The sequence below is a fragment of the Roseomonas genomospecies 6 genome, assembly GCF_008365375.1.
Taxonomy (GTDB): domain Bacteria; phylum Pseudomonadota; class Alphaproteobacteria; order Azospirillales; family Azospirillaceae; genus Azospirillum.
This window is the reverse complement of sequence record NZ_QOKW01000005.1, coordinates 220799-232646: the sequence shown is the minus strand read 5'-3', so window position 1 is coordinate 232646 and position 11848 is coordinate 220799. Positions and strand designations below refer to the sequence as shown.

General features: G+C 69.9%; 13 protein-coding genes. 8 read left to right on the top strand and 5 right to left on the bottom strand.

Features of this window, described 5'->3' with window-relative positions; translation table 11 throughout:
- Window positions 1-56: 56 nt before the first annotated feature.
- The 3 genes from fsa to DS843_RS09235 are packed head-to-tail and all read left to right on the top strand — an operon-like array spanning window position 57 to window position 2410.
- Window positions 57-713 (top strand): fructose-6-phosphate aldolase, encoded by a 657-nt coding sequence (gene fsa, locus DS843_RS09245; RefSeq protein ID WP_149468588.1) that lies wholly within the window; start codon window positions 57-59, stop codon window positions 711-713.
- Window positions 714-723: 10 nt separating this feature from the next.
- Window positions 724-1437: a DUF484 family protein gene (locus DS843_RS09240; RefSeq protein WP_149468587.1), complete on the top strand. Its 714-nt coding sequence runs from the start codon at window positions 724-726 to the stop codon at window positions 1435-1437.
- A gap of 13 nt (window positions 1438-1450) precedes the next feature.
- Window positions 1451-2410: a tyrosine recombinase XerC gene (locus tag DS843_RS09235; protein ID WP_149468586.1), complete on the top strand. Its 960-nt coding sequence runs from the start codon at window positions 1451-1453 to the stop codon at window positions 2408-2410.
- Between the two features lie 62 nt (window positions 2411-2472).
- On the opposite strand, the gene lpdA is transcribed toward DS843_RS09235, so the two are convergent.
- Window positions 2473-3873, bottom strand: a complete 1401-nt coding sequence (lpdA, locus tag DS843_RS09230; RefSeq protein WP_149468585.1) for a dihydrolipoyl dehydrogenase — start codon at window positions 3871-3873, stop codon at window positions 2473-2475.
- A 294-nt stretch (window positions 3874-4167) separates the two neighbouring features.
- Between lpdA and ppk2 the strand changes: the two genes are divergently transcribed.
- A complete protein-coding gene (ppk2, locus tag DS843_RS09225; protein WP_149468584.1) occupies window positions 4168-5010 on the top strand; it encodes a polyphosphate kinase 2 in 843 nt (280 codons plus the stop codon).
- A gap of 32 nt (window positions 5011-5042) precedes the next feature.
- Here the strand turns inward: ppk2 and DS843_RS09220 are convergent, their stop codons facing one another.
- Together DS843_RS09220 and DS843_RS09215 are read right to left on the bottom strand one after the other, a co-directional pair.
- On the bottom strand, window positions 5043-5687 hold the full coding sequence (locus DS843_RS09220) for a hypothetical protein (protein ID WP_149468583.1): 645 nt from the start codon (window positions 5685-5687) through the stop codon (window positions 5043-5045).
- 84 nt (window positions 5688-5771) lie between these two features.
- Window positions 5772-6653 carry an alpha/beta fold hydrolase gene (locus tag DS843_RS09215; protein WP_149468582.1) on the bottom strand — a complete coding sequence of 294 codons (882 nt, stop codon included), beginning with the start codon at window positions 6651-6653 and terminating at the stop codon, window positions 5772-5774.
- 127 nt (window positions 6654-6780) lie between these two features.
- Between DS843_RS09215 and DS843_RS09210 the strand changes: the two genes are divergently transcribed.
- Window positions 6781-6939 carry an entericidin A/B family lipoprotein gene (locus DS843_RS09210; protein ID WP_014239424.1) on the top strand — a complete coding sequence of 53 codons (159 nt, stop codon included), beginning with the start codon at window positions 6781-6783 and terminating at the stop codon, window positions 6937-6939.
- 53 nt (window positions 6940-6992) lie between these two features.
- Here the strand turns inward: DS843_RS09210 and rfaE1 are convergent, their stop codons facing one another.
- Window positions 6993-8438 carry a D-glycero-beta-D-manno-heptose-7-phosphate kinase gene (rfaE1, locus tag DS843_RS09205; RefSeq protein WP_149468581.1) on the bottom strand — a complete coding sequence of 482 codons (1446 nt, stop codon included), beginning with the start codon at window positions 8436-8438 and terminating at the stop codon, window positions 6993-6995.
- A gap of 128 nt (window positions 8439-8566) precedes the next feature.
- On the opposite strand from rfaE1, the gene DS843_RS09200 reads away from it, so the two are divergent.
- The 3 genes from DS843_RS09200 to DS843_RS09190 all read left to right on the top strand — a co-directional run bounded on the left by DS843_RS09200 (window position 8567) and on the right by DS843_RS09190 (window position 11168).
- Window positions 8567-10036 carry a sensor histidine kinase gene (locus tag DS843_RS09200; RefSeq protein WP_286192018.1) on the top strand — a complete coding sequence of 490 codons (1470 nt, stop codon included), beginning with the start codon at window positions 8567-8569 and terminating at the stop codon, window positions 10034-10036.
- Window positions 10037-10187: 151 nt separating this feature from the next.
- Entirely contained in the window at window positions 10188-10352 is a 165-nt protein-coding gene (locus DS843_RS09195; protein WP_167525247.1) for a hypothetical protein, read from the top strand.
- Between the two features lie 51 nt (window positions 10353-10403).
- Entirely contained in the window at window positions 10404-11168 is a 765-nt protein-coding gene (locus tag DS843_RS09190) for a methyltransferase domain-containing protein (RefSeq protein WP_149468579.1), read from the top strand.
- Window positions 11169-11213: 45 nt separating this feature from the next.
- Here DS843_RS09190 and DS843_RS09185 read toward each other — a convergent pair whose 3' ends face one another.
- Window positions 11214-11837: a ParA family protein gene (locus DS843_RS09185; RefSeq protein WP_149468578.1), complete on the bottom strand. Its 624-nt coding sequence runs from the start codon at window positions 11835-11837 to the stop codon at window positions 11214-11216.
- Between the last annotated feature and the right edge of the window lie 11 nt (window positions 11838-11848).

Genomic DNA, 11848 nt, shown 5'->3' with positions numbered 1-11848 from the left:
CACCGAATCCCGGGCGACAGGGCACGGTCTTCCTCAGCAAGTATGGATTCCAGGTCATGAAGTTCTTCGTTGACACCGCCGACATCGCCGAGATCCGCGATCTGGCCGACACCGGCCTGCTGGACGGTGTTACCACCAACCCCTCCCTCGTCGCCAAGACCGGTCGCAGCTTTCTCGACCTCGTGGCCGAAATTTGTGACGTGGTGAGCGGCCCGGTCAGCGCCGAGGTGGCCTCCACCGACTTCGAGACCATGCTGGCGGAAGGAAAGAAGCTTGCCAAGATCGCCGACAACGTCGCGGTGAAGGTTCCGCTGACGCAGGCCGGCCTGAAGACGTGCAAGGCGCTGTCCTCCGAAGGGACGATGGTCAACGTCACGCTGTGCTTCTCCCCGGCCCAGGCGATCCTGGCCGCCAAGGCCGGCGCCAGTTTCGTGTCGCCCTTCGTCGGCCGCCTGGACGACATCGGGCAGGACGGCATGGGCCTGATCGCCGACATCGTGGAGATCTACAGCAATTACGATTACTTCAAGACCGAGGTGCTGGTCGCCTCGATCCGCAACCCGATCCACATCGTCGATTCCGCCCGCCTGGGCGCCCATGTCGTGACCGCCCCGCCGTCGGTGCTGAAGCAGCTCTTCAACCACCCGCTGACCGACAAGGGGCTGGCCCAGTTCGTGACCGACTGGCAGAAGACCGGCCAGTCCATCCTCTGAGGACAGCAGCATGGGCCGGGAGACGGGACACACCCCCCGCCGGAAGGACGCGCCGACCGCCGAGGAGGTGCACGCCTATCTGCGGGACCATCCCGACTTCCTGGTCCATCACGCCGATCTGGTCCACCACCTGACCCCGCCGTCGCAGGACCGCGGGCGCGGGGTGGTGGACCTGCAAGCCTACATGGTCGAGCGGCTGCGCGGCGAGGTCCGGCTGCTGAAGGACCAGCAGCGGGAGCTGATCGGCACCACGCGCGCCAACATGAACAGCCAGAACCGCATCCACGCCGCGGTGCTGTTCCTGCTGGACGCGCAGAGTTTCGAGCAGCTCATCCAGACCATCACCACCGATCTGGCGGTGCTTCTCGACCTGGACGTCGCCTGCCTGATCGTCGAGTCGAACGGCCACGACACCCCGCATGTCCAGACGTCCGGCGTGCGGGTGGTCGAGCCGGGAACGGTGGACCGCTGGCTGGGCACGGCCGACGTGGCGCTGAACGCCGACATCCAGGGCGACCCGGACATCTACGGCCCCGGCGCCGGGTTGGTCCGGTCGGAGGTGCTGATCCGCCTGCAGGTGTCCAGCGAGACGCCGGACGGCATGCTGGCCTTCGGCAGCCGCGAACCAAACACCTTCCACAGCGGCCAGGGGACGGAGCTGGTCGGCTTCCTCGCCCGCGTGGTGGAGCGGGTGATCCGCGGCTGGCTCGAACTGCCCGCGTGAACCGACGGCCCGCATGACCGGAAAACAGACCCCCGTCCTCGGTTTCGCCGCCCAGCCCGACGTGCAGGACACGCTGGCCCACTGGCGCCGCTGGATGGAGAGCGAGCGCAACGTCTCGCCCCACACGCTGACCGCTTACATCGGCGACGTCGCGACCTTTCTGGAATTCATCACCGGCTATCAGGCGAAGCCGCCGTCGATGAACGACCTCGCCGCGCTGACGGTCGCGGATTTCCGCTCCTGGCTGTCCCATCTCGCCATGAAGGGGATCGGCTCCAACAGCCGGTCGCGCGCCCTGTCGTCGGTGCGGAACCTCTTTCGCTGGATGGACCGCGACGGGCGCCTGCACAACCCCGCCATCAACACCTTCTCCGGCCCGCGCATCAAACGCCCGGCGCCGAAGCCGCTGACCGTCCTGGACGCCGACCGCCTGCTGGAGGAATCGGAGAAGGAGCCGGACGAGCCCTGGATCGGCAAGCGCGACCGGGCGCTGTTCACCCTGCTCTACGGCTGCGGCCTGCGCATATCGGAGGCGCTGAACCTGACGCGCCGCGACGCGCCGCTGGGCGAGACGCTGCGGGTCACCGGCAAGGGCAACAAGGAACGCATCGTGCCGGTGCTGCCGGCGGTGACGGAGGCGGTGCGGGCCTATATGGACGCCTGCCCCTACCGCCAGGGGCCGGACGCGCCGCTGTTCGTCGGGGTGCGCGGCGGGCAGCTTGCCCCGGCCATCGCGCAGCGGCAGATGCGGGACCTCCGCCGCATGATGGGGCTTCCGGAAACCGCGACGCCGCACGCGCTGCGGCACAGCTTCGCCACGCATCTGCTGGCGGACGGCGGCGATCTGCGGGCGATCCAGGATTTGCTGGGCCACGCCTCGCTGTCCACGACGCAGCGGTATACGGATGTGGAGAGCGAGCAGTTGATGCAGGTCTACCGGTCGGCGCACCCGCGGGCGAAGAAGACGCCGTAGGCACAGTATTGCCCCCTCCCCGGCCCTCCCCCGCTTCGCAGGGGAGGGGGAAGAGGCGCGCCTTAGATGTGCAGGGCGCGGCCGTCCACGGCGAGGGCGGCTTCCTTGGTCACTTCCGACAGGGTCGGGTGGGCGTGGCAGGTGCGGGCGATGTCCTCGGCGGAGGCGCTGAACTCCATCGCCAGGGCCAGCTCGGCCACCATCTCCGACACGTTCGGGCCGACCATGTGAACGCCCAGCACCTTGTCGGTGCGCGCGTCGGCCAGGATCTTCACGAAGCCGTCGGTGTTGCCGCCGGCGCGGGCGCGGCCGTTGGCGGTGAAGGGGAACTTGCCCGCCTTGTAGGCGATGCCGGCGGCCTTCAACTCCTCCTCGGTCTTGCCGACCGCGGCCACTTCCGGCCAAGTGTAGACGACTCCGGGGACGAGGTCGTGGTTGACGTGGCCCGCCTGACCGGCCAGCAGCTCGGCCAGCGCGACGCCCTCCTCCTCGGCCTTGTGGGCCAGCATCGGGCCTTCGACCACGTCGCCGATGGCGTAGATGCCCGGCACGTTGGTCTCGAAATGCTTGCCGATCTTCACGCGGCCGCGGTTGTCCATCTCGACGCCCACGGCGTCGAGGCCCAGGCCGTTGGTGAAGGCGCGGCGGCCGATGGCGACCAGCACGACGTCGGCCTCGATCTCCTCGGCGGTGCCGCCGGCGGCGGGCTCGACCGACAGGGTGACACCGGTGTTGGTGACCTTGGCGCCGGTGACCTTGGAGCCGAGCTTGAAGGTCATGCCCTGCTTGCCCAGGATGCGCTGCATCTGCTTGGACACCTCACCGTCCATGGTCGGCAGGATGCGGTCCAGGAACTCCACGACCGTGACCTCGGCGCCGAGACGGCCCCACACGGACCCCAGCTCCAGGCCGATCACGCCGCCGCCGATGACGACGAGGCGCTTCGGCACCTCCGGCAGCTCCAGGGCGCCGGTGGAGGAGACGATCTTCTGCTCGTCGATCTCGATGCCCGGCAGCGGGGTGACCTCGGAGCCGGTGGCGATGACGATGGCCTTGGACGCGGTGACGGTGCCCACACCCTCGACCTCGACCGTGTTCGGGGCGGTGATGCGGCCCGCACCCTTCAGCCAGGCGATCTTGTTCTTCTTGAACAGGAATTCGATGCCGCCGGTGTTCTCTTTGACGACCTTGTCCTTGTGGGACAGCATGCCCGGCAGGTCCAGCTCCACGCCGCCGACCTTGATGCCGAACTTGGCGAGGCCGTGCTTGGCCTCCTCGTACTTCTCCGACGCGGCGAGCAGCGCCTTGGAGGGGATGCAGCCGACGTTCAGGCAGGTGCCGCCCAGCGCGCTGCGCTTCTCGACGCAGGCGACCTTGAATCCGAGCTGCGCCGCACGGATCGCGCAGACATACCCGCCGGGACCGCCGCCAACCACGACGACGTCGAAAGTGCTTTCAGCCATTGGGGCTTTCCTTCCGCCATTTTTGTGTTCGCCAAAAGCCTTCCCGTCCAGCGGGGAGGGCCGCGCGCCGATTTATGCCGCCGCTCACGCCAACTGGCAACGGGACAGTTCGTCCGGGGGAGGGATGCCGGGTTGAAAGACCGGTATGGGAACGCGCGGAACCCAACCCGAAATGAGGGTAATCAGGGGTGATTCCCCTTCCCCAATGCTCCGGCTCCCGCCGCTTCTCCGGCATCCGGACCGCCCGCCGGGCTGCGCTATCATGGCGGAAAAAGCGCGGCGAGGAATGGACCCATGGCAAAGAAACACAAGGCGAAACATCACGACGAGACGCCGGACCAGCCGCCGAAGAAGCTGAAATGGAAGGAATACAGCGCGGAGCTGGCAAAACTCCACGCGGAACTGGTGACCCTCCAGGAATGGGTGATCCACAAGGGGCTGAAGGTCTGCATCGTCTTCGAAGGTCGCGACACCGCCGGCAAGGGCGGCACCATCAAGGCCATCACGGAGCGGGTCAGCCCGCGCGTCTTCCGCACCGTCGCCCTGCCCACCCCGACGGAGCGCGAAAAGTCGCAGATGTACATCCAGCGCTACGTCCCCCACCTGCCCGCGGCGGGCGAGGTCGTGATATTCGACCGGAGCTGGTACAACCGCGCCGGAGTCGAGCGGGTCATGGGCTTCTGCACGGAGGAGCAGGCGGACCGCTTCCTGTCCATGGCCCCGGCGGTGGAGAAGGCGATGATCGAGTCCGGCATCATCCTTCTGAAATACTGGCTGGAGGTCAGCCCGGACGAGCAGACCCGCCGTCTGGAATCCCGGATCAACGACGGGCGCAAGACCTGGAAGCTGTCGCCCATGGACCTGAAATCCTACAGCCGCTGGTACGATTATTCCCGCGCCCGCGACGCCATGTTCGCGGCGACCGACACGCCCTGGGCGCCCTGGTACGTCGCCCGGTCCGACGACAAGCGGCGGGCGCGGCTGAACATCATCAGCCACCTGCTGGGGCACATCCCGCACGAGCGGCTTCCCCGCGACCCGGTGAAGCTGCCCAAGCGCCAGGAGGCCCACGGCTATCGCGAACCGGACTATCCCTACAAGATCATTCCGGAACGCGGATGGCCCGCGGGGGGCTGAATCCCGTCAGACGGACACGTCAGACGGACGCATCAGACGGAAACGGCGACGATGAACAGGCGCGGGACGCCGCCCTGGGCGACGTTCGCCAGGGTGGTGACCTGATTGTTCGCCACATCGTACACATAGGCGGTGCGCCCGCCCGCCCAGTACCAGCCGAGATTGGGATTGGGTCCCGCCACGTCCGCGGCCTGGAAGGTGCCGAAGGTCGCCAGGAGCGAGACGTAGTTCAGGCCGGGGTTGCCGACGCGCAGGGTCTGCTGCTTGACGACGTCGGCGTTGAACCGGTTCCAGGCGTCCTGGATGGGCGTGACGTGGGCGGGCAGGATGCACTTCAGCTCGATGTAGGCGTCGTCGGCCACCCCGACGTTGCGGCGCAGGTAGAAGTCGGCGCGGGCGGCGGCGTTGGCGTTGTTGGAGACCCCCCAGGCCGGGCCGCCGACCGTCGTGTAGGTCAGATAGGGATTCGCGGCGTTGATGGACGGATAGGGCCATTCCCGGTCGCAGGTCCAATTGCCCGCGACGTTCAGGAAGCCGTGCGCGATCTCGGCCTGAAGCCAGCCCTCCCAGCCGCCACGGATGTTGGCGTTCTGGGCCAGCACCGTGGCCCGCGGGCCGTTGATGGTGCCGTTGGCGACACAACCCTGGATGGTGTTCAGAAACTGCTGGCAGCGCATGGCGATGACCCTCCCCTGGTTCTGGGCCGGAGCGGCGCTCCGGGCCTCGGCAAAGGGACGGTTCCGCGGCGCGCGGCGTGAGGATCATTCCGCGAAGAAGTCCAGCAGCGCCTGCGCCGTCTCCTCCGGCGCCTCCTCGGGGATGAAGTGGCCGGCGGGCATCTCCCGGCCCCGGATGGACGGGGCGTAGCCGCGCCAGATTCCCAGCGGATCGTCGTAGAGGCGCCCGACCGCGCTGTTGCGGCCCCAAAGGAACAGGGCGGGTCCGTCCACCTTGCGGCCCGCCGCCCGGTCCGCCCGGTCGTGCTCCAGGTCGATGCCCGCGGCGGCGCGGTAATCCTCGCACATGGCGTGGACGGTGGCGGGATCGCGGAAGGCGGTGCGGTAGGCGTCCATCGCCTCCGCCTCGAAGATGTCGGCGGTGCTGCCGATGGAGCCGAGCACTTGGCTCAGATAGAAATCGGGATCGGCGCCGATCAGCCGCTCCGCGAGATTGTTCGGCTGGATCAGGAAGAACCAGTGGTAATAGGCGGTCGCCATGCGCTGGTCGATGCGGGCGAAGACCTCCAGCGTCGGCACCACGTCCAGGAAGGCCGCGCGCTCCACCCGGTCGGGATGGTCCAGAACCAGCCGGTGCGCCACCCGCGCGCCGCGGTCGTGCCCGGCCAGCCGGAAGCGGTCGAACCCCAGCGCGGCCATCACCGCCACCTGATCGCGCCCGTTGGTGCGTTTGCAGTACGTCTCGTGCGCGGGGTCGCCCGGCGGCTTCGACGATTGGCCATACCCCCGCAGGTCGGTCAGCACGACGGTGAAGCGTTCCGCCAGCCGCGGCGCGACCCGGCTCCACATGGCGTGACACTGCGGAAAGCCATGAAGCAGTAGGAGAGGAGGCCCTTCGCCGCCGACCAGCGTGTGGATCTCGGCGCCGTCGGTGGCGATGCGGCGGCGGGTGAATCCGTCGAACATGAGCGCCTTCTCCCCTTATCCGTTTGAGTGCGGAGACTGTCCTTCCGCACGGCGAGGCTTTGGAAACCTTTGACGGGTTTCTCGCGTTTTTCAGCCGATTGCTTCCGACCTCACAGAGGAAAATGCCATGCGTAGCCTGAAGAAGCTCGTTCTTTTCGCCGCCCTGGGTGCCGCACTGACCACCAGCCTCGCCGCCTGCAACACCGTCGAGGGCATGGGCGAGGACGTGCAGGCCGGCGGCCGCGCCATGGAGCGGTCGTCGGACAGCGTCCAGAAGAAGATGTAAGGCGGGCGCGGACGCCCCGGAGTTACCGCTCCGGGGTTTCGGCGCCGCGTCCTTCAGCGCTGCATGCGCTTGATGGTGTTGGTCGTGCTCTGGCCGTCCACGAGGTCGGCCAGCACGACCTTTCCACCGTAGCTCTGCACGAAATCGGCTCCCACCACCGTGGCGATGGTGTAGTCCGCCCCCTTCACCAGCACGTCGGGGCGCAGGGCGTGGATCAGTTGTTCCGGCGTGTCCTCCCCGAAGACCACCACCAGATCGACGCAGGCCAGCGAGGCGAGCACCGTCGCCCGCGCCGTCTCGTTCTGCACCGGGCGCGTCTCGCCCTTCAGCCGCTTCACCGAGGCGTCGCTGTTCAGCCCGACCACCAGCACGTCGCAGGCGGCCTTGGCCTGGTTCAGCAGCGAGATGTGGCCGGGGTGCAGCAGGTCGAAGCAGCCGTTGGTGAAGCCCACCCGCTTGCCGCGGGCGCGCCAGCGCTCCGCCCGCTCCACGGCCTGCTCCAGCGCGGCCACCTTCTCCTCGCCGCTGCGCCATTCCTGCTCGTGCAGGGCGGACAGCAGCTCCGGCGCGCGGACGACGGCGGTGCCGACCTTCCCCACCACGATCCCCGCGGCCAGATTGGCGAGCCGCGCCGCGTCGGTCAGGTCCACCCCCACCGACAGGGCGGAGGTCAGGGTCGCCACCACCGTGTCGCCGGCGCCCGACACGTCGAAGACCTCCCGCGCGTTGGCCGGAAGATGGGTGGCGCCGTCGCGCGTCACCACGGACATGCCGCGCTCGCTGCGCGTGGCGACCACCGCGTCGATGCCGCAGGTCTCCAGCAGGAAGCGGCAGGCGGCCTCCACCTCCGCGTCGCTGTCGGCGGGCATGCCGGTGGCCTGGATCAGCTCCTTGCGGTTGGGGGTGATGACGCTGGCCCCGCGGTAGCGCCCGAAATCGTCGCCCTTGGGATCGACCACCACCGGCAGCCCGGCCTCCCGCGCCGCCTGGATGAGCTGCGCCACCAGACCGTCGGTCAGCACGCCCTTGCCGTAATCGGACAGGATCACCGCGCCCACCGTCAGCATGCCGGTGCGGGCGGCGACCATCACCTCCTCGTCCGACTCCACGGCGGCGATGGTCTCGGCGTCGGCGCGCAGAAGCTGCTGGCGCCCGGCGATGAAGCGGGTCTTCACCGTGGTCTGGCGCCCCGGCTCGGCGATCAGGCCGCCGCCGTCGCCGGTTTCCTTCGCCACGAGGCGGACCAGTTCCAACCCCGCCGCGTCCTCCCCCACCACCGACACGAAGCGGCAGCCGGCGCCCAGCGCCATGACGTTGGCGGCCACGTTCCCGGCGCCGCCGAGCATGGCCGTCTCGCGCTCGATCCGCAGGACGGGGATCGGCGCTTCGGGGGACACGCGGTCGACCGACCCGTAGATGAAGCGGTCGAGCATGACGTCGCCGACGCACAGCACGCTGGCGCGGGACAGGGAGTCGATGTGACGGGCAAGGTCGCTCATGCAGTTCTACTACCAACCTTGCGCGCAGGGCGCCAGTGGGGAGCGCACGGCATCTGGTCCGATGCCCGCTCCTGCCCTATCCTCCGGCCTTTTCCGCCCTCCGGACGCCCCCGCTCCCGCCCATGCCCATGCCCCTGCCCTCCGTGACGCGAAGCCTGTCGGCCAAGCTGCTGGTGCTGACCGTGCTGTTCGTCCTGCTGGCGGAGGTGCTGATCTACACGCCGTCCATCGCGCGCTACCGCCTGACCTATCTGGAGGAGCGGCTGGCCGCGGCCCATCTCGCCGCCCTGTCGGTGGAGGCAACCCCGGACATGATGGTGGCGATGGAGCTTCAGAACGAGCTGCTGGCCCATGTCGGCGCCCACGCGGTGGAGCTGATCCGGCCCGACAGCCGCGTCTACATGCTTTCGCGCTCCATGCCGCCGGCGGTGGACGCCGTCTTCGACCTGCGCACCGCCATGGCGCCCCGGCTGATCGGCGACGCCTTCATGGCGCTGGCCCAGCGGCGCGACCGGGTGATCCGGGTCATCGGCCCGTCGCCCAAGGACCCCGCCTTCCAGGTCGACATGGTGATGGACGAGCGGCCGATGATCCAGGCCATGGCCGACTTCTCGTGGCGCATCCTGGCGCTGTCGGTGGCGATCTCGCTGATCGCGGCGGTGCTGGTCTTCGTCTCGCTGGCCCGGCTGCTGGTGCGGCCCATGCGCCGCCTGACGGAGGGGCTGGTCGCCATCCGCCGCGACCCGGACGGCACCCCGCCCTTCCAGCCCAGCGCCCGCACCGACGAGATCGGCGTGGCGGAGCGCGAGCTGGCCGACATGCAGACCACCGTCCGCACCGCGTTGCGCCAGCGGGAGCGGCTGGCCGCGCTGGGCACCGCGGTCGCCAAGATCAACCACGACCTGCGCGCCATCCTGTCCACCGCCGCCCTGCTGTCCGAACGGCTGGCCGAGAGCGCCGATCCGGAGGTGCGGCGGGTCACGCCGCGGCTCATGGCCTCCATCGACCGGGCGGTGGAGCTGTGCGGCCAGACCATGGCCTACACCCGCGACGGCGTGCTGCCCCTGGCGCGGGACGAGCTGGCGCTGCGCCCGCTGGTGGAGGAGGCCGGGGCCGCGGCGCTCGCCGCCCTGCGCCCGGACACGCTGCGCCCGGATGGGGAACGGGCGGAGCTGCGCTGGGACAACCGCGTGCCGGAGGGGATGACCGTCCGCGCCGACGCGGCGCAGCTTTCCCGCGCGCTGGTCAATCTGGGACGGAACGCGGTGCAGGCGGGGGCGGGCGCCCTGACGGTGACGGCGCAGACGCGGCCCGGCGGGGGGCTGGTCCTGCTGGTCGCCGACGACGGGCCGGGCCTGCCGCCGCGGGCGCGGGACAACCTGTTCCAGCCCTTCGCCGGTTCCGCGCGGGCGGGCGGCATCGGGCTGGGCCTCGCCATCGCGCGGGAGGTGCTGCGCGCCCATGGCGGGGACCTGCGGCTGGTGGAGAGCACCGCGGCGGGGACCGTCTTCGCTCTGGAGCTTCCCGCCGGGACGGTCGCCGCCGGGACGGTCACGGAAACCGCGATTCCGGCAACGGCCCCGCCCATGCCGGATTGATTTCCGCCGCCCGCTCCACCAGAATTCGCGCTACGGTCAAACCCGCCGGCCATCCGCCGGGCAGACGCCCCGCGCGGGACCGGCAGCAAAGGAAGGGGACGGGATTTTGGAAGGCACGGGCAAGTGGATCACCGGGGGTGTCCTGGGCTTCATGGCGTTCCTTGGGCTGCTGGCGGCGTCGCGTGCGGCGGACGAGGCGTTCTATTACGGCGGCTGGCTGCTGGCCATCGGCTGCGTCGTGGCGATCTTCTATATGGTCACCAAGCATTACGACCGCATGGACGACCGGATCGCCCGCCAGCGCGGCCACGACTGAGCGGGCCGGCGGTACGAGAGGGCCAGCGCTACAAAAGGAAAGAGGCCGGGCATGCCGTGGGACCCTGAACACTACGCGCTGTTCGACTCCTGGCGCCGCCGCCCGGCCCACCACCTCGTGGCGGCCCTGCCCTCCCTGACCCCGCGGACGGTGGTGGATCTCGGCTGCGGCGCCGGGCACCTCGCCCGCCTGCTGGCCGACCGCTGGCCGGACGCCGACGTGCTGGGGGTGGACAACTCCCCCGCCATGCTGGAGCGGGCACGGGCCACACCGTCCCGTGTGCGCTGGCAGCAGGCCGACCTGCGCGTCTGGCGGCCCGACCGCCCCGTCGATCTGCTGATCTCCAACGCCGCCCTGCACTGGCTGGACGGGCACGAGCGGCTGTTTCCCGAACTTCTGGGGTGTTTGACCCCCGGCGGGGTGCTGGCGGTGCAGATGCCCCGCAACTTCGAGGCGCCCTCGCACCGGCTGCTCTACGAGACGGCGGCGGACGGCCCCTGGGCAGAGCGGCTGGCGCCGGTCCTGCGCACCGCCCCGGTGCACGCTCCGGACAGCTATTACGGCTGGCTCGCTCCGCTCACCCGCCGCCTGGACATCTGGGAGACGGAGTATCTCCAGGTTCTGGAGGGCGACGACCCGGTCCTGCAATGGACGCGCGGCACCACGCTGCTCCCCGTCCTGGACACGCTGGCGGGCGCGGAACTGGACGCCTTCCTGGCGGCCTACCGCGCCCGGCTGGACACCGCCTATCCCCGGCGCCCGGACGGCGGCACGCTGTTCCCCTTCAAGCGGCTGTTCCTCGTGGCGCGGGTCTGAAGCGAAGCTCCGCGGGAATTCACGACGCCGGTTTGGGCTGCCGGCTCACACCGTCTCGATGTAGGCCAGCAGCGGCTCCCAATCGGCCCGGTGCTCCGCGGCGCGCTTGCCGGTCAGGTCGAACAGGCTGAGGCCGGAGGCCGCGGCGTCCGCGTAGATCTGGCTGTCGCGCAGCCGGGTCACCACGCTGTGCCCGACCCCGCCCAGGAACTGGTCCAGCCGGTCCGCCGCCTTGGTGCGGGCGCGCAGGCGGTTGCCGACCACCGCCACCGACTTGCGGTTCTTGGCGATGGACTTCAGCTCCTCCAGCTTGCCGAGGAAGCGCTGCGTGGCCTGCTCGTCGAAGGCGCTGGGCAGCACCGGCAGGACCACGACGTCGGCCATCCGCACCAGATCCTCGATCTGCCTCGTCTTCAGCGCGGCGGGCGCGTCGATGACGAGGCGCTGGATGCCCTTCGGCGCGTCGGACAGGTCCTTGGCCCAGTCCAGCCCCAGCAGGGCGGGGGCCGTCGCCGGACGGCGCGCCAGCCAGCCGAGCGAGGAGCGCTGGCGGTCCACGTCGGCCAGGGCCGTTCTGTGCCCCGCGGCGGCGCAGGCCGCGGCGAGGTGGGTGGCGATGGTGGTCTTGCCGCACCCGCCCTTGATGTTGGCGACGAGGATGGTCCGCATGGCCGGAGAGG

What these genes read in the sequence shown, in the direction of transcription:
- fsa (WP_149468588.1), top strand. Translation starts at nt 57, where the DNA reads ATGAAGTTCTTCGTTGACACCGCCGACATCGCCGAGATCCGCGATCTG.
- DS843_RS09240 (WP_149468587.1), top strand. Translation starts at nt 724, where the DNA reads ATGGGCCGGGAGACGGGACACACCCCCCGCCGGAAGGACGCGCCGACC.
- DS843_RS09235 (WP_149468586.1), top strand. Translation starts at nt 1,451, where the DNA reads ATGACCGGAAAACAGACCCCCGTCCTCGGTTTCGCCGCCCAGCCCGAC.
- lpdA (WP_149468585.1), bottom strand. Translation starts at nt 3,873, where the DNA reads ATGGCTGAAAGCACTTTCGACGTCGTCGTGGTTGGCGGCGGTCCCGGC.
- ppk2 (WP_149468584.1), top strand. Translation starts at nt 4,168, where the DNA reads ATGGCAAAGAAACACAAGGCGAAACATCACGACGAGACGCCGGACCAG.
- DS843_RS09220 (WP_149468583.1), bottom strand. Translation starts at nt 5,687, where the DNA reads ATGCGCTGCCAGCAGTTTCTGAACACCATCCAGGGTTGTGTCGCCAAC.
- DS843_RS09215 (WP_149468582.1), bottom strand. Translation starts at nt 6,653, where the DNA reads ATGTTCGACGGATTCACCCGCCGCCGCATCGCCACCGACGGCGCCGAG.
- DS843_RS09210 (WP_014239424.1), top strand. Translation starts at nt 6,781, where the DNA reads ATGCGTAGCCTGAAGAAGCTCGTTCTTTTCGCCGCCCTGGGTGCCGCA.
- rfaE1 (WP_149468581.1), bottom strand. Translation starts at nt 8,438, where the DNA reads ATGAGCGACCTTGCCCGTCACATCGACTCCCTGTCCCGCGCCAGCGTG.
- DS843_RS09200 (WP_286192018.1), top strand. Translation starts at nt 8,567, where the DNA reads ATGCCCCTGCCCTCCGTGACGCGAAGCCTGTCGGCCAAGCTGCTGGTG.
- DS843_RS09195 (WP_167525247.1), top strand. Translation starts at nt 10,188, where the DNA reads ATGGCGTTCCTTGGGCTGCTGGCGGCGTCGCGTGCGGCGGACGAGGCG.
- DS843_RS09190 (WP_149468579.1), top strand. Translation starts at nt 10,404, where the DNA reads ATGCCGTGGGACCCTGAACACTACGCGCTGTTCGACTCCTGGCGCCGC.
- DS843_RS09185 (WP_149468578.1), bottom strand. Translation starts at nt 11,837, where the DNA reads ATGCGGACCATCCTCGTCGCCAACATCAAGGGCGGGTGCGGCAAGACC.